Origin of the sequence: Luteimonas sp. 22616, assembly GCF_052044325.1 — a bacterium.
Taxonomy (GTDB): domain Bacteria; phylum Pseudomonadota; class Gammaproteobacteria; order Xanthomonadales; family Xanthomonadaceae; genus Luteimonas.
In genome coordinates this window covers 460,802-477,071 of sequence record NZ_JBQEMW010000002.1, presented here as the reverse complement: position 1 = coordinate 477,071, position 16,270 = coordinate 460,802, and the positions used below count along the sequence as shown (strand labels likewise).

Here is a 16,270-nt window from a genome sequence, read left to right as displayed (position 1 = left end):
GCTCCTACAAGTGCGGGTGTGTCACCACGGCAATGCGTCGAAGTCGACGTTGCCGCCCGACAGGATCACGCCCACGCGCTGGCCCGCGAAGCGCTCGCGGTTGCCCAGCACCATCGCCAGCGCGATCGTCGACGACGGCTCCACGACCAGCTTCGTGCGCTGCCACAGCAGCCGCATCGCCGCGATCGTGTCGGCGTCCGCGACCGTGAGCACTTCGACCCGGTGTTCGCGCAGCAGCTCGAAATCCGGCGCGCCCAGCGTGCCGCGCAAGCCGTCGCAGATCGTGTCGGGGACGACATCGGTGACGCGCTCGCCGCGACGCAGCGATTCGAAGGTGTCGGCCGCGCCCGCGGGTTCGGCGCCAAACACGCGGCAATCGGGCGCCAGTGCGCGCGCGGCGATCGCGGTGCCCGACGCCAGCCCGCCGCCGCCGACCGGGATCACGATCGCGTCGAGCGCACCGGCGGTGCCGAGCAATTCCATCGCCGCGGTGCCCTGGCCCGCGATCACGCGCGGATCGGTATAGGGATGCACCAGTTCGGCGCCGGTCTCGGCCTGGACCTGCGCGCACATGGCTTCGCGCGCGGCGATGGTCGGTGCGCAGCGATGCAGGACCGCGCCGTAGCCCTCGATCGCGGCGAGCTTGGCGACCACCGCGTTGTCCGGTACCACGACGTGGCAGGGGATGCCGCGCGTCTGCGCGGCCAGCGCCAGCGCGCCGCCGTGGTTGCCGGAGGAGTGGGTGACCACGCCGCGCGCCGCCGTTGCGTCGTCCAGCGACCACACCGCGTTGCAGGCGCCACGGAACTTGAACGCCCCCGCGCGCTGCAGCGGCTCGGCCTTGAAGTGCAGCGTGCAGCCGGCAAGGGCGTCGAGGCCGCGCGACCGCAGTACCGGGGTGACGTGCGCGTGCGGCGCAATGCGCGCGGCGGCGGCGAGGATGTCGCTGAAGAGGATGTCGGTGGACACGGGCAGCGCGGTGGGATCCATGCGCACAGCGTACGATGGGCGTGGCCGTTCAGCTAACGCAACGCCATTCCGGCGGAATTAAGCACGGATTCAATGCCCAAAGCCGATGCTGCGGGCAGATAAACAGGGGGACGCTGCCATGCTTCGCCAACTTGCCATCCTCATCGCCGCCGCCGCGCTGGCCGGTTGCGCCACCGATTACAGCTATCGGGGCGGCGCCGGGGGCGATTATTACTACGGACGCCCCTCGGTCGAGTACTACGACTACGGCTATGGCGCGCCCTACGGCAGCGCCTACGGCTATCCGGGCAGCTGGTATGGCGGCATCGGATACGGATACGGCTATGGATACGGGGGTTACGGTTATCCCTATCACTATTACGGTGGTGGCTATTACCCGCCGTACTGGTGGTACCGGCCGCATCGCCCGCACCGTCCCGACAAGCCGCCCCAGGACGACACCCCGCCACGGGTGACGGGCGGCCACCTGCCGCCCAACCGGGTCGTCGGCAGCCAGCCGCCGCGCAGCCCGGCGCAGGTGATGCCGCGCAATGGCGAGCGGCCAATGCTGCCGCCGCGTCGGGAAGCGCCCTGGCGCGGTCGCGCCGACGCCGGTCCGCCGCCGATGTCGCGGCCCGCGCCGCAGGTCGTGCGCCCGCCGTCCAGCAGCCCGCGGCCTGCGCCCAGCAATCGACCGGCATCCGCGCCGCGTCCGGCACCCCCGGTATCGCGCCCCTCCCGGCCCACATCGACGCCGACTTTCCGGGAACGTGAACCCGATCGTAAACGCGAGCGCTGATGCGCTTGCGTCCGGCGCAAAGTGGACGCAAGCTAGACGCGACTGACCGGTTGCGTCCTTTTTGGACGTAATGTGGACTGACCAATGTCGACACCCGGCGGGGTAATCCGGATCCCCCCTGTTCCGCTCCCCGCCGGGCGTCGGCGCCTAGTCCAGGCGCCCCTGTGGCGCATCCCGAAAAGAAAAGGGGCCGAATGTCCCCCGACATTCGGCCCCCGTTGCTACCCCGTCGTGCGCTTGGCCGGCCCTGTTCCGATTTCCAGCCTGCGCCCCCTCGCGCTTGCCACGCCGGGTGCAACGGGACAAGTTGCAGGAAGCGTGCCAACTTTCGCGCCACGTCGCGTCCGCCCGCCAGGGCCTAGAATGTCCTCCCCCTGTTTTGTGGCCGTGCGCACAGTTCCGCTGTCGCTCGCGGCATCGCTTCCTTTTCGCGCGCTGCCCGGCATCGCATGACCGACTCCTTCCATCGCTACGATGTCATCGTCATCGGCGGCGGCCACGCCGGCACCGAGGCCGCGCTTGCGTCCGCGCGTGCGGGTGCGCGCACGTTGCTGCTCACCCACAACATCGAGACCGTGGGCGCGATGAGCTGCAACCCGGCCATCGGCGGCATCGGCAAGGGCCACCTGGTGCGCGAGATCGATGCGCTCGGCGGAGTGATGGCGAAAGCCGCCGACGCGGCCGGCATCCAGTGGCGCCGGCTCAACGCGTCGAAGGGACCGGCGGTGCGCGCGACGCGCTGCCAGGCCGATCGCGGCCTGTATCGCGCCTTCATCCGTCGCGCGGTGGAAGCGCAGCCGAACCTCACCATCTTCCAGTCGGCGGTCGACGACCTGTTGATCGAGCCCGATGGCAGCGGGAACGACCGCGTGCGCGGCGCGCTCACCAACACCGGGCTGCGCTTCGAGGCGCCGGCGGTGGTGCTGACCGCGGGCACCTTCCTGGCCGGCAAGATCCACGTCGGACAGACCCAGTACGCGGCGGGGCGCATGGGTGATCCGCCGGCCACCACGCTCGCCGCGAAGCTGCGCGAGCGCCCGTTCGTGGTTGACCGCCTCAAGACCGGCACCCCGCCGCGCATCGATGGCCGCACGCTTGATTACTCGGTGATGGACGAACAGCCCGGCGACGACCCGCGCCCGGTGTTCTCGTTCATGGGCTCGCGCGCCGACCATCCGCGCCAGGTGTCGTGCTGGATCACCCACACCTCCGAGCGCACCCACGACATCATCCGCGGCGCGCTGGATCGCTCGCCGCTGTACTCGGGCCAGATCGAGGGCATCGGCCCGCGTTACTGCCCGTCGATCGAGGACAAGGTGGTGCGTTTCGCCGAGAAGGCTTCGCACCAGATCTTCGTCGAGCCCGAGGGGCTGGACGTCAGCGAGATCTATCCCAACGGCATTTCCACTTCGCTGCCGTTCGACGTGCAGCTGGCGCTGGTGCGCTCGATCCGCGGTTTCGAGAACGCGCACATCACCCGCGCCGGCTACGCGATCGAGTACGACTTCTTCGACCCGCGCGGGCTGAAGGCCTCGCTGGAAACCAAGGCCGTCGCCGGCCTGTTCTTCGCCGGCCAGATCAACGGCACCACCGGCTACGAGGAGGCCGCGGCGCAGGGGCTGGTGGCCGGGCTCAATGCCGCGCGCGTCGTGCAGGAACGCGATGCCTGGTCGCCGCGCCGCGACCAGGCCTACATCGGCGTGCTGATCGACGACCTGATCACCCAGGGCACGATCGAGCCCTACCGCATGTTCACCTCGCGCGCCGAATACCGGCTGCAGCTGCGCGAGGACAACGCCGACCTGCGCCTGACCGGCATCGGTCGCGAGCTGGGTCTGGTCGACGATGCACGCTGGGCGTCATTTGCCCGCAAGCGCGACGCGGTGGCCGCGGAGACGCAGCGCCTCGGCGCGCTGTGGGCGTCGCCCAACAACGCGACCGGCCGCGACGCGGTGGCCACGCTGGGCATCGAGCTCAGCCGCGAGAGCAGCGGGCTCGACCTGCTGCGCCGTCCGGAACTCGACTACGCGAAGCTCACCACGGTGGCGGCGTTCGCGCCGGCCGCGGACGACCCGGCGGTGGCCGAACAGGTCGAGATCGAGGCCAAGTATTCGGGTTACCTCGAGCGCCAGCGCGAGGAGATCGCGCGCGCGCAGCGCCACGAAGGCATGGCGATCCCCGACGGCTTCGACTACGCGGCGGTGCGCGGGCTGTCGGCCGAAGTGCGGCAGAAGTTCGAACGGGTGCGGCCGCAGACCGTGGGCCAGGCCCAGCGCATTCCCGGCGCCACCCCGGCGGCGGTCTCGCTGCTGCTGGTGCACCTGTCGCGCGCGCACCGCGAGGTGGCGTAGGTCGGGGTCATGCCCCCGACGCTTGTATCCGCGCGCCCCGACTCAGGACGCTGCGCGTCGGGGGCGCAGCCCCGACCTACGGGTTCCGCGGGCAGCACCTGATTCGTTGCAGGAGCGGCTTCAGCCGCGAGCTTTTCTCGCGGCGACCGGAATGGCAAAAGCTCGCGGCTGAAGCCGCTCCTACAGAATGCGCAGCGGCTTCTAGCCGCCGCGGGCCTTGGCGAAGGCGGCGGCCAGCGCGTTGTCCGGCGGCGGTGTCGCCGGCTTCTGCGGGCGAGTGTCGCGCCGCGCGCCGCGCTCGTTCGTGCCACGTTCGTTGGCACCACGCCCGCTCGCGCCGCGCTCTTCGCGCGGCTTGCCTTCGCCCGGCGCGTCGTCCAGCCGCCGCGTCAGCGCGATGCGCTTGCGCGCCACGTCGACCTCCAGCACCTTCACCTTGACGATGTCGCCGGCCTTGACCACCTCGCGCGGGTCCTTGACGAAGTGGTCCGCCAGCGCCGAGATGTGCACCAGGCCATCCTGATGCACGCCGATGTCGACGAAGGCGCCGAACGCGGCGACGTTGCTCACCACGCCTTCGAGCACCATGCCGGGCCTGAGGTCCTTGATGTCCTCGACGCCCTCGGCGAAGCGTGCAGCCTTGAACTCGGGGCGTGGGTCGCGGCCGGGCTTCTCCAGCTCCTTGAGGATGTCGCGCACGGTCGGCACACCGAAACGTTCGTCGGTGTAGCGCTCGGCCTTCAGCGCGCGCACGAAGGCGCCGTCGCCGATGATCTGCGCAACAGCGCGACCGCTCTCGCGCACGATGCGTTCGACCACCGGGTAGGCCTCCGGGTGCACCGCGGACGCATCCAGCGGCTGGTCGCCGTCGGCGATGCGCAGGAAACCGGCGCACTGTTCGAAGGTCTTTTCGCCAAGCCGCGGCACTTTCAGCAGTTCGCTGCGGCGCTTGAAGGGGCCGTTGGCGTCGCGGTGCACGACGATGTTCCCGGCCACCGTAGCCGACAGCCCGGATACCCGCGCCAGCAGCGCGGCGGATGCGGTGTTGACGTGCACGCCGACCGCGTTCACGCAGTCCTCCACGCGCGCGTCGAGCGCGCGCGCCAGCCGGTACTGGTCGACGTCGTGCTGGTACTGGCCGACGCCGATCGACTTGGGATCGATCTTCACCAGTTCGGCCAGCGGATCCTGCAGCCGGCGCGCGATCGACACCGCGCCGCGCAGCGAGACGTCGAGGCCGGGAAACTCGTTCGCCGCCAGTTCCGAGGCCGAGTACACCGAGGCGCCGGCCTCGCTGACCACGATCTTCTGCAGCTTGAACTCGGGGTGGCGCTGGATCAGTTCGCCGGCTAGCTTGTCGGTCTCGCGGCTGGCGGTGCCGTTGCCGATTGCGATCAATGCCACGCCGTGCGCCTTGCACAGCTTCGCCAGCGATTGCAGCGACTGTTCCCACTGCCTGCGCGGTTCGTGCGGATAGATGGTGTCGGTGGCGACCAGCTTGCCGGTGGCATCGACCACCGCGACCTTGACCCCGGTGCGCAGGCCGGGATCGAGGCCCAGCACCGCCTTCGGCCCGGCGGGTGCGGCCAGCAGCAGGTCCTTGAGGTTGTCGCCGAAGATCGTGATGGCTTCGGCTTCGGCTTTCTCGCGCGCCTGGTTGAACAGGTCGAGCATCAGGTGCAGCTGCAGTTTCGCGCGCCAGGCCAGGCGGCAGGCATTCGCAAGCCAGGCGTCGGCGGCGTTGTCGCGCACGCGGATGCCGGCATGCAGCGCGACACGGCCTTCGGCATAGGCGTTGCCGGCCTCGACGTCGGCACCGGGATCGAGTTCAAGCTGCAGAAATTCCTCGCGCCGGCCGCGGAACAGCGCCAGCAGGCGGTGCGAGGGGATCTTCGCCAGCGGCTCGGCGTGGTCGAAGTAGTCGCGGTACTTGGCGCCGGCGTCCTGCTTGCCTTCGGCGACGCGCGCGCGGATCACACCGTTGGCCGACAGCCACTCGCGCAGTTCGCCGACCAGCGCGGCGTCCTCGCCCCAGCGTTCGATCAGGATCGCGCGCGCGCCGTCGAGCGCGGCCTTCGCATCGGCCACGCTGCGTTCTGCATCGACGAAGCCGGCGGCGAATTCCTCCGGCACGCGGGTCGGATCAGCCAGCAGGCCGTCGGCCAGCGGTTCCAGCCCCGCTTCGCGCGCGATCTGCGCGCGGGTGCGGCGCTTGGGCTTGTACGGCAGGTACAGGTCTTCCAGCCGCGATTTGCTGTCGGCGGCTTCGATCTCGGCGCGCAGCGCGTCGTCGAGCTTGCCCTGCTCGTCGATGCTGGCCAGGATTGCGGCGCGGCGGTCCTCCAGCTCGCGCAGGTAGGCCAGCCGCGTCTCCAGGTTGCGCAGCTGGGTGTCGTCGAGGCCCTCGGTGACTTCCTTGCGGTAGCGTGCGATGAACGGCACGGTTGCGCCTTCGTCGAGCAGCGTGACTGCGGCTTCGACCTGGGCGGGCCGGGCGCCGATTTCGTCGGCGATGGTGGCGGCGATCTTGCGCGCGAGCGCGGGGGAAGGAGCCTGCATCGTGTCCGGGTTCCATGCGACATCCGTCGCGGTAGCCGCATTGTCGCAACGCAGCGCGCGCGGCGACAGGTTGACAACGCGAGGATTGACGGCAGCGCGAATGGGCCGCGCGAAGCGGGCGTCAGAGCCGGCGCTGGGCGCGGTCGTCACGCGCGCGCCGCCGCCGCCACGGCAGCGGGATCGCGAACAGCATCAGCGCCAGCCACGCCAACCGGCTGGACCAGCTTTCGCGGTCGGGTGCCTGCAGCGCGCGCGCTTCGTCGCCGTCGGCGTCCAGCGCATATTCGCCGGCGTCCATCGCCCGCAGCACGCTGCGCGCACGCTCGGCATCGCGGTCGGCCACGCGCAGTTTCACCCCGCCCACTGCCAGCCGCCATTCCCAGTTCGCCATCGCCAGGTGCTCGTCGCCAAGATGCGCGTCGATGCCTTCGGACTGCAGCCGGCCGCGCGCCAGGTGCGCTTCGATCGGATCGGTGTAGTGGGCGACGGTGGTGAACATCGGTGTACCGATGATGCGCTGACGCGGCCGATCGTGCCATGCCGCCTGAATCCGGCAACTCGCGCTGGCAGGCCGGGCCCTTGGGGGCTTCAGCCGCGATCTCTTCTAAGGCTGACGATCCGCGCAAAAAAGTCGTGATCGGCGATTCGAAATGTCACAGCGCCGCCTTCTGTCTTCCCGAGCGCAGCGAAGGATCTGATCCATGGCCAAGAAGGATCCCTCGCTGCGCCCGGGACGACGGTGGTGATGACGGAGATTCGCTCCTCAAGCTGCCAATCACGAATCTCATCGATCATCGCCGCAGAAGTTCGCGGCTGAAGCCGGTCCTGCAAGGGCCGTCGCTCCGGACTGTGCCCATTGGGGCCGTGAAACGTCGGGGAATATCCCGTTGTGCCTGCTTGGAGTAGGCTTGGGCGCCATGAAAAACACGCTTTTCGTCCTGACCGCCGCATGCGCGCTGCTGGCCGGTTGCCAGCAAGCGCCGCAGCCGGAAACCACCACCGATGCCGCCGGCAATACGCTCACGCAGTGGCCGCTTCCCGCCGCGGCGGGATCCGCGCAGCCGGACCTGTCGCTGGCGCCCGATGGCCGCCTGCTGCTGAGCTGGATCAAGCCGTTCGACAAGACCCGGCACGCGCTGCAGTACACCACCTTCGATCGACAGGGGCAGTGGCAGTGGGCGCCGAAGACGATCGCGGTGGGCGCGTCGATGGTGGTCAACTGGGCCGACACGCCGCACATCGCGGCCACCGCCGATGGCACGATCTGGGCGCACTGGCTGCAGAAGACGCGGGGACAGGGCGACGGTGTGGCCTACGCCATCATCGTCTCGCATTCGACCGACGACGGCATGACCTGGAGCGACCCGGTGCGCGCGCATGACGACGGCAAGCCGGTGGAACACGGTTTCGTCTCGTTCTGGCCGGCGGCGCGCGACCGGCTCGGCATGGCATGGCTGGACGGGCGCAACACCGCGGGGGGCGCGCACGCCGGCCACGATGGCGGCGCTGCCGATGCCGCGCCCGAAGGGGCCGGCATGACCTCGCTGCGCGCGGCCACCATCGACACCGCGTCGCGGATCGCCGATGCGGTGGAAGTCGATCCATCGGTCTGCGACTGCTGCGGCACCGATGTCGCCGTTACGGCGCACGGGCCGTTGCTGGTCTATCGCGACCGCACTGCCGGCGAGATCCGCGACATCTACGCCACGCGTCTGGAAGACGGCGCCTGGCAGGCACCCAAGACGGTGCACGCCGACGACTGGACCATCGCCGCCTGCCCGGTCAACGGCCCGGCGGTCGCCGCCGCCGGCAACGACGCCGTCGTCGCCTGGTACAGCGCCGCCAACGACGTGCCGAAGCTGCAGCTCGCGCGCAGCGCCGATGCCGGCGACAGCTTCGGCGCGCCGGTCGTCGTGGACCAGGGTGACGCGGTACAGGGGCGCACGGACGTGGCCCTGGATGCGAAACAGGTCTGGGTCACGTGGCTGCACGAGGATGCCAAGGGCCAATCAGTGTGGCTTGCGCGCTACGCGCCGGACCTGTCACGCGAACTCTCACGCACCGAAATCGCGAAGCTGCAGGGCCGCGGCCGCGGCACCGGCTTCCCGAAGCTGGCCGTGCGCGACGGCGAGGCATTCGTCGTCTGGACCGACATCATCGGCGGCGCGCCGCAGCTGCACGGGATGCGGGTCCGGCCGCCGCGCTGAAGACGGCCGCGGTCGGGTCCCTGCAGGAGCGGCTGAAGCTGCTCCCGCTGGTAGGCATGCACGCTCGGCTGGCCTGAGTCACGCGGGTGGCCGTTCATTGCCCATCTCGAAGATTTCCGCTCATCCTCGCTCGCCGCATGGGCCTGCTTTTCCTTGCGCCGATGGGTCGTCTCTGATTTCTCCCAGCCGATCGAACCGACTCCGAGGTCGAGCGGATGTCTGAGTGAGGGTAGCTCGCCTGCGCAACCTCAGCGCAGCAATTCGAACACCGCGTTGACGGTCTCTGTGTATTCGACTTCGGGTTGCACGTAGCGCCCGCGCTGGATCCGCGATCCGGTCACTTCGACCCGGTCCAATGTGGTGGCGCCGTACTGGTTCTCGAAACGCGAATTGATGCTGCCGATGCTGTACACGGGTCCCAGTCGCGTGCCGAATGCGTTGGCCATTTCCATGGCCTTGGCGCGTGCGTCGGCAACCGCCTCCTTCCGCGCCTCCTCGCGTAGCGCGTCCTCGCGGCTGGATTCGAACGCGACCGAGCCGATGCCGTGCGCACCCGAGGCCAGGCCGTTGTCGAGGAAGGCGTTGAGCCGGTCGACGTCCTTCAGCAGTACGGTGACGCTGCGCGAGGCGACGAAGCCGTTGCTGGTGCGCTTGCCTTCGTCGTCGTAATCGACGTCCTCGGAGGCGTCGAGGCTGGAGGCGGTGATGTCATCGTCCGCGACACTATAGGTATCGAGGCTGTCGAGCAGCCGATTGACCGCGGCATCGACACCCTGCTTGGCCGGCAACGGTTGCGCCGCACGCTGCTCGAAATCGAACTGCACGCGCGCGGTGTCCGGTTTCACGGAGACCTTGCCCTGGCCGGAAGCGACGACGTGCGGGGCGTCCGGTAGCGGGGTGCCGGCGAAGGTAGTGGTGCAGACCAGCAGCAGGAGGGCGGCGGACAGTGTGCGCATCGGAAAGGCTCCAGGCGGTGGTTGGCGTGTTGGCAAAGGGTGGATCTTGTCTTATGGGAGCGGCTTCGCCGCGAGCCTTTTGCAAGGCTTTCCAATGAATCAGGAGCTCGCGGCTAACGTCGCTCCTGCAAGGAGGCCGGCCGCCCCAGCCTACTTCTCCTTTCGCCAGTTCACCGAGCCGCGATTCTCCACGCTGCTCGATTCGACTTCGATGTCGAAGCCCTTTTTCAGCAGGTACTTGAGCGTCAGCACCTGGCCGGTGCCGAGCAGCGAGACGCCGAAGCCGACGTACAGCCGCGGCGAGAGCTGCTTGCCGATGCCCAGCACGCTGCCGCCGAGTGCGCGCGACTCCATCACGCCGGCGTCGTCGAGGCCGATCTTGCTGCCGATCTGCCCGGCCAGCAGGCTGCCGCCGGCGTTGAGCGCGGCGGTGGCGGCGTTGAGCTGGTTGCTCTCGTCGCTGGACAGGTTGGAAGTCGAACGCCCGAGCGCGAGGTAGGACAGCGCTTCGGAATCGTTGGTCGCCGGGTCCGTCCACACCCTGGCCTGCGGCGAGGAGGCGCGGCCGGTGACGTCGATGCCGGCGGTGATGCCCTGGGCCTCGATCCGGCGTTCGGCGCGGATGTCGAGGATCGGGTCCGACACCGGCCCGTTCGACCACACCAGGTGGCCGCGGCTGATCTGCAGCTTCTGCCCGTAGGCGGCGTACCGGCCGCCGACCTCGAGGTTGCCGATCGCGGTCATCTCGCGCCCCGGCACTGCGCGCACGCGCAGGTCGCCGCCGAGGGTGCCGTCGAGGCCGAAACCCTTGAGCTTGACGTCGTCGCCCATCACCAGGGTCAGGTCGAGGTCGAGCGGCGAGGCGCCGGTGCGTTCGGGGTCGACCGGGTCGAGCACCACCACGTCGGGCGAGGCCGACACGCCTTCGTCGAGGCGCTCCAGGTCGATCAATGCGCTGGGCACCGTCACCTTGCCGGTAACGCTGAGCGGCTGGCGCGCGGCGTAGCGCACGGTGATGTCGGGGTCGGCGATGGCGCGCAGGTCGCGGGTGTTGGACAGCAGCACGTCGTCGCCGTGCAGCCGGATCACCAGCGGGGTGTCGTCGCCGCGCCAGCCGAGGCTGCCGTCGACCTGCAGGATGCCGGCCTGCGCGGCGCTGTCCGGTGGCGCGGAACGCACGCTTCCGGTGATGCGTGCGGTGCCGTCGGCCAGGGCATCGAGGCGCACGTTGCCGCTGTCGAGCAGGATCCCGAGCGCCGGCAGCTCGGTGCTGAAATCGCTGAGTTGCGCCTGCCCGCCCAGCGAAGGCGCGGCGCGCGTGCCGGCGAGGGTGACGTGGCCTTCGAGCTTGCCGGTCGGTTCGACGATGTCCTGCGAGAACAGCTCCAGCCAGGTCAGCTCGTCGGTGTCGATGTCGACCTCGCCGGCGAGCGGCGAATCGCCGTCCCAGCCGGTGGCCACGCGGGCATCGATGCGGCCATCCCCGTTGAACGCGCTGGCGAGCGTGGCGTTGATGCGCTGCGGGTTGAAGTCGGCGTCGAGGCTGAGGTTGCTGTAGCCGATCACGTCGCGGCGCGAACGCTGGCTCATGCGCAGCCCGCCATCGGCGGAGGAAACCTTCACGCTGCCCTGCCAGGCGTTGCCGGCCGGGCGCAGCTGGCCGTCGATCGCGATGTCGCCGCGCAGGATCCATGGCCGCCCGTCGCCGCGTTCGGGCAGGTAGGGCGTGGCCAGCGACAGCGGCAGGCCACGGCCCTCGACCGCAAGCCCGCGGCGCGGCCAGTCGGCGCTGGCGCACAGCGAGCCGCCGTCGGTGGCCGCGAAGCAGCTTTGCGACAGCGTCCAGTTGCGGCCGCGCTGCGCGTAGCGCGCCGGCGACTGCAGGCGCCAGGCCGCGCCCTTGGCCGGAGCGAGCTGCAGCGAGGCCAGCGTGCCCTGCCAGTTCGCACCGTTCTTCGTGGCGCTGCCGGCCAGGTCGAGCGCGCCGATCTCGCCGCGCGCGCTGGCGTCGAGCTGCAGGTCCTCGACCGCACCGCTCGCGTCGATGCGCACGCTGTCGAACGCGACGCCGGCATTGATGCCGGTTGCCGACAGCGCCAGCGCACCGTTGCCGCGACGCCAGGGCAGGCGTCCCTTTGCGACCAGCGCGGCGGCGGTGTAGTCGCCGTACTTCAGGCCGCTGCCGGTGAGGTCGGTTTCGACGTCGGGTGCGTTGCGCGGGCCGGCGAGGCGCAGCGTGCCTTGCAGCGTGCCGGCGGCGTCGGGCAGCAGGTCGTCCAGGTGCAGTGGCGAGAGGCGCGCGTCGATTGCGATCACGTTGGCCACGCGGCCCTCGGCATCGATGCGGCTGTTGCCCGCGCTCAGCGCAACCTCGCCCGAATAGACCGGCTGCACCGTGGGGCTGGCCAGCGCCTTCAACTCGGCGCGGGCGCGGCCCTTCAGCGCACGGCCGCGCAGCTGGCCGCCGATGCGCGGGATGTCGACGGTGGCGTCATAGCCGCCGTCTTCGCGTGCATTGCCCTGGCTGGCGATGTCGGCGTCGACCGTGCCTTTCCAGCCGTCGACGAAGAAGCCCGGATCGAAGCCGTCGAGCGTGGCGCGGGCGTCCCAGTGCAGCCGTGGTGCGGTGCCGGCCTCGCCTTCGACGTCGATGCGGCCGCGGTCGAGCGCGAGATTCACGGTCCCGGAATACGTTTCGCCGCGCGCCGTGATGTCGGCCTTGCCTTCGAGCGCGCGGCCGCGCAGCGTGCCGGTGAGCGCGGGCACGGACAGCGTCGCGTCGAAGCCGCCGCTGTCGAGCGCGCGGCCTTCGGTGGCCAGCGTGCCATCGATGTCGCCGTCCCAGCCGGCGGCGAAGTAGCCGGGGTCGAAGCCGTCGAGGGTGGCGTTGAGCTTCCAGCTGGTCGTCGGGCTCCACGCAATGTCGCCGCGCGCATCGAGCGTGCCGGTCGGCGTCGTCGCCCGCAGCGTCCTGAGCGTCATGCGGCCATCGTGGCCGCGGCTGTCGAGCGTCACCGCTGCCTGGTCGCCGTTGCGGGTGATGCCGGCTTTGCCCACCGCGGCCCAGGCGGCGGTGGTGCCGGCGAGGCCGAGGTCGGCGTCGACCGCGATCACCGGCGTGGCGTCGGTGCCGGCGACCGGATCGGCCGGCGCGCCGCCGAACCGCAGGCCGCGTGCGTTGAGCGCGTAGCGGAACGTGGCGTGTCGCGGGTCGCTGAAATCGCCGCGCCCGCGCGCGGTGACGGTGCCGCCAAAGATCTCCACCACCAGCGGTTCGAACGCCAGCACCTTCTCTTCAAGCACCAGTTTCGAGGGCCGCACGATGGCGCGCAGGTCGCCTTGCTCGAAGCGGCCCTGCACGGTGGCGGTACCGCCCACGCCGTCGGCGCTCAACTGCAACGAGGCCGGCGTCGGGCTCGGTTCCTTCGCACCGGCCAGCAGCGCAGTGTCGAGCCTGTCGGCCTGTGCGCGCAGCTGCCATGTGGGCGTGTCCTTGCCGCGCAGCTGCAGGGTGGCGCGCACCGGGCCGGGCAACGCGCCGCCGATGCCGACGTCCATGCGCTGCAGGTTGCCGCGCGCCACCAGGCCAATGCGCAATGGCGCGCGTCGGAGCGGCGACGCGCTGTTGCCGGCGACCGGGATGACCGCGGTGGCGGTCAGGTCGGTGCGGTAGTCGTCGCGCGGCGCGTAGTCGCCGTGCGCGGTGAAGCGGCCACGGTCGCTGTCGACCACGACCTGTTCGAGATGCAATGTCTGCTCGCGCGCATCGAGGCCGCCACGCACGCTGCGGATGTCGATCATCGGCTCGCCCACCTGCGAGATGCGCAGGCCGTCGATGCGGATCGCGTCGGCCTGCAGGCCGATCGGCGGGGTGATGTCGGGCAGCACTTCGGGCCAGGTCGGCAGTTCGAACGGCGAATCGGTTTTCGGCAGGTCGAGCGTGGCGCCCTCGATGATCATCGTGTCCAGCCGCAGCAGCTTGCCCAGCAGTGGCCGGATGTCGGGGTCGATCACGATCCGGCGCGCGGTGAAGGTCAGCGTGCCCGGGTTCGCGCATTGCCCGTAGGGCACCGGCTCGCCGCCCTGCTGCGGGCAGGTCTTCTGCACGAAGCGAACGCCATGCATCGTCAGCGGGCCGCTGGCCGGCCCTTCGGCTCGGCTCCATGACAGGCTGGTACCGGCCGGCAGCCGCGCCCTGACCTGCGCAAGCAGGAAGTCGCGCCCACCCAGCGTGGTCAACAGCCACCACGCCACCACCAGCACCAGCAGCGCGAGGCCCACGGCAGTGAACGCACTGCGCCGCGCCAGCACCCTGGCCCGTGCCCGGCGGCGCGCGCGCAATTCGGCGATGCGCGCCTCGCGTTGCTCGGGCGTGAGATCGGGGTCGACGCGTCGGCGTCGGCGGAAGGTCGGCGCCATGCTCAGAACTCCGCCCCGATGCTCAGGCCGATCGTGAACGGCGAATCGGGATGGTCGAGGCCGCGCGCGATGTCGAAGCGCAGCGGGCCCACCGGCGATTTCCAGCGCACGCCGACGCCGACGCCGGTGTGCCAGTCGACGTCGGTACCGTCGAACGCGCTGCCGCTGTCGACGAACACCGCACCGCCCCAGCTGTCGTTGAAGTAGTGCTCGAACTCGCCGCTGGCGGTGACCACGTTCTTGGCGCCGATCGAGAAGTCGCCGATGCGCGGGCCGACCTCGCGCCATTCGTAGCCGCGGATGCTGCGGTCGCCGCCGGCGTAGAAGCGCAGGCTCGGCGGCATCGCGGTCAGCGCGTCGGTGAAGGTGTGGCCGAACTCGCCGCGCACGATCAGCCGGTTGCGCTCGCCCAGGCCCTTGAACCAGCTCGCACGCGCGTGCACCTGGGCGAAGCTGGCATCCGAGCCCGCGCCCTCGACCCCGCCGCGCAGGACGACCGAGCCGCCGATCCCGCGGCGCGGGAACAGCTTGTCGTCGACGTCGATGTACTCGGCCCGCAGCGCCGGGAACGCGAACGTCGCGAAGCGATACTGGGTGGGCGTATCCGGGTCGCCGTCGTCCTCGGCCACGTAGGCCCAGCGCTCGCGCAGCACGTGCAGCGAGGCGACCAGGTTGAGGTGGCGGTTGTACTGGCCGCTGCGGCTGGCCACGAACTCGACCCGGCGCGAATCGATGTAGTCGGTCTGCTCGTCGGCGAACTGCAGGCTGGCGGTGTACCAGCCGTCGAGCCAGGCGAACGCGGGGATCCGGTACTGCAGCGTGAGCGTCTTGCGCTTCTGCGCGTAATCCACCTGCGCCAGCGCCTTGTGCCCGCGCTGGTTGACGTAGCGTCGCTCCAGGCCGAAGCGCACGCCCGGGCCGCTCTCGGTGCCGTAACTCAGGCCGGCGGTGTAGATGTCGCGCTTGGCCGGCGTGAGCGCCACCTGCACCGGTACCCGCCCGTCGACTGCTTCCCCGGGTTGCGGCTGGATGTCGATGCGGCTGAAGTAGTCCAGTGCGATCAGCGACTGGCGCAGGCGGTCCAGGCGACCCTGGTGGTAGTACTGGCCTTCCTTCCAGTACACCAGCTTCTCCAGCAGCCTGTTGCCCACCACCTGCCTCGGCGTCTGGGTGAAGGTGGTCGCGCCCATGTCGTAGCGCTCGCCGCTGGTCCAGACCAGGTCGATGTCGGCGGTGTTCTGCGCCCGCGTCACCTCGACCCGGTGCGAGGCGAAGTCGGCGTCGAAGTAGCCGCGCTCGGCCAGGCGCCGGGTGATGCGGGTCTTGCTGGCCTCGTACAAGGCGTGGTTGAAGACGTCGCCGGTGTTGGGCCTGAACTTGCCCAGGTCCTGCTTCAGGTAACGGTCGCGGCCGCCCTCGCCGAGGATCGCGATGTCGGCGTCGCGCACCCGCACCGGTTCGCCCGGCTGGATCGTGATCACCACGTCGGTGCCGCCGTCGGTGCGGTTGCGCTCCACCGTGATCTGCGGCGAGTAGTAGCCGAACGGCTCCAGCGCCTCGCGCGCCTCGTCGTCGGCCTCGCGCACCAGGTAGCCCAGGCGCCTGCCGGCGAGGTCCTTGCCGATCGCATCGACCAGCGACAGGGAGACGCGCACGTTCTCGGTCATGACGTCGTCGAGGCCGTGGATCTCGACCGAGCGCACGGTCGCCGCGTCGGCGGCGCCGCAGGCGAACAGGAGCAGGGCTGCGGCGGCGATGCGGGGGAGGGCCGGGGGCATGCGGGGAGAATAACCGGCATGCGTCAAAAGGCGATTAACGGGTAGATCACAAGACCAGGCGAATGTCATGTGCGAGCGGCTTCAGCCGCGAGCCGTTGTCCTGGCGCTTGCGGTGGCGAGGCGCTTGGGATGGCTTGGTGTTCGGAATGGCTTGGCATTTGTAGGAGCGGGGGGGGGGGGGGGGGGGGGGGGGGGGGGGGGGGGGGGAGGGGGGGGGGAGGGGGGAGGGAGA

The 16,270-nt window shown here is 70.3% G+C and carries 10 protein-coding genes; 3 read left to right on the top strand and 7 right to left on the bottom strand.

All coding sequences use genetic code 11. The features are described 5' to 3' along the window. Positions 1–21 precede the first annotated feature (21 nt). Complete coding sequence (locus ACTJIL_RS14535; protein ID WP_440756324.1) at positions 22–990, bottom strand: pyridoxal-phosphate dependent enzyme; 969 nt, start codon at positions 988–990, stop codon at positions 22–24. Between the two features lie 118 nt (positions 991–1,108). Here ACTJIL_RS14535 and ACTJIL_RS14530 point away from each other — a divergent pair, with 118 nt between their 5' ends. Both ACTJIL_RS14530 and mnmG read left to right on the top strand, forming a co-directional pair. Continuing rightward, positions 1,109–1,768: a hypothetical protein gene (locus ACTJIL_RS14530; protein WP_440756323.1), complete on the top strand. Its 660-nt coding sequence runs from the start codon at positions 1,109–1,111 to the stop codon at positions 1,766–1,768. A 449-nt stretch (positions 1,769–2,217) separates the two neighbouring features. Then, entirely contained in the window at positions 2,218–4,119 is a 1,902-nt protein-coding gene (mnmG, locus tag ACTJIL_RS14525) for a tRNA uridine-5-carboxymethylaminomethyl(34) synthesis enzyme MnmG (RefSeq protein WP_440756322.1), read from the top strand. 201 nt (positions 4,120–4,320) lie between these two features. Here mnmG and ACTJIL_RS14520 read toward each other — a convergent pair whose 3' ends face one another. From ACTJIL_RS14520 to ACTJIL_RS14510, 3 genes are all read right to left on the bottom strand, one after another. Beyond that, positions 4,321–6,678: a Tex family protein gene (locus ACTJIL_RS14520; protein ID WP_440756321.1), complete on the bottom strand. Its 2,358-nt coding sequence runs from the start codon at positions 6,676–6,678 to the stop codon at positions 4,321–4,323. 121 nt (positions 6,679–6,799) lie between these two features. Next, positions 6,800–7,177 (bottom strand): putative signal transducing protein, encoded by a 378-nt coding sequence (locus ACTJIL_RS14515; protein WP_440756320.1) that lies wholly within the window; start codon positions 7,175–7,177, stop codon positions 6,800–6,802. 89 nt (positions 7,178–7,266) lie between these two features. Then, entirely contained in the window at positions 7,267–7,473 is a 207-nt protein-coding gene (locus ACTJIL_RS14510) for a hypothetical protein (RefSeq protein WP_440756319.1), read from the bottom strand. Between the two features lie 122 nt (positions 7,474–7,595). On the opposite strand from ACTJIL_RS14510, the gene ACTJIL_RS14505 reads away from it, so the two are divergent. Continuing rightward, on the top strand, positions 7,596–8,885 hold the full coding sequence (locus tag ACTJIL_RS14505; RefSeq protein WP_440756318.1) for a hypothetical protein: 1,290 nt from the start codon (positions 7,596–7,598) through the stop codon (positions 8,883–8,885). Between the two features lie 248 nt (positions 8,886–9,133). Here the strand turns inward: ACTJIL_RS14505 and ACTJIL_RS14500 are convergent, their stop codons facing one another. The 3 genes from ACTJIL_RS14500 to ACTJIL_RS14490 all read right to left on the bottom strand — a co-directional run bounded on the left by ACTJIL_RS14500 (position 9,134) and on the right by ACTJIL_RS14490 (position 16,038). Beyond that, on the bottom strand, positions 9,134–9,841 hold the full coding sequence (locus ACTJIL_RS14500) for an SIMPL domain-containing protein (RefSeq protein ID WP_440756317.1): 708 nt from the start codon (positions 9,839–9,841) through the stop codon (positions 9,134–9,136). A 150-nt stretch (positions 9,842–9,991) separates the two neighbouring features. Beyond that, positions 9,992–14,260: a translocation/assembly module TamB domain-containing protein gene (locus ACTJIL_RS14495; RefSeq protein WP_440756316.1), complete on the bottom strand. Its 4,269-nt coding sequence runs from the start codon at positions 14,258–14,260 to the stop codon at positions 9,992–9,994. Between the two features lie 2 nt (positions 14,261–14,262). Next, positions 14,263–16,038: an autotransporter assembly complex protein TamA gene (locus ACTJIL_RS14490; RefSeq protein ID WP_440756315.1), complete on the bottom strand. Its 1,776-nt coding sequence runs from the start codon at positions 16,036–16,038 to the stop codon at positions 14,263–14,265. Between the last annotated feature and the right edge of the window lie 232 nt (positions 16,039–16,270).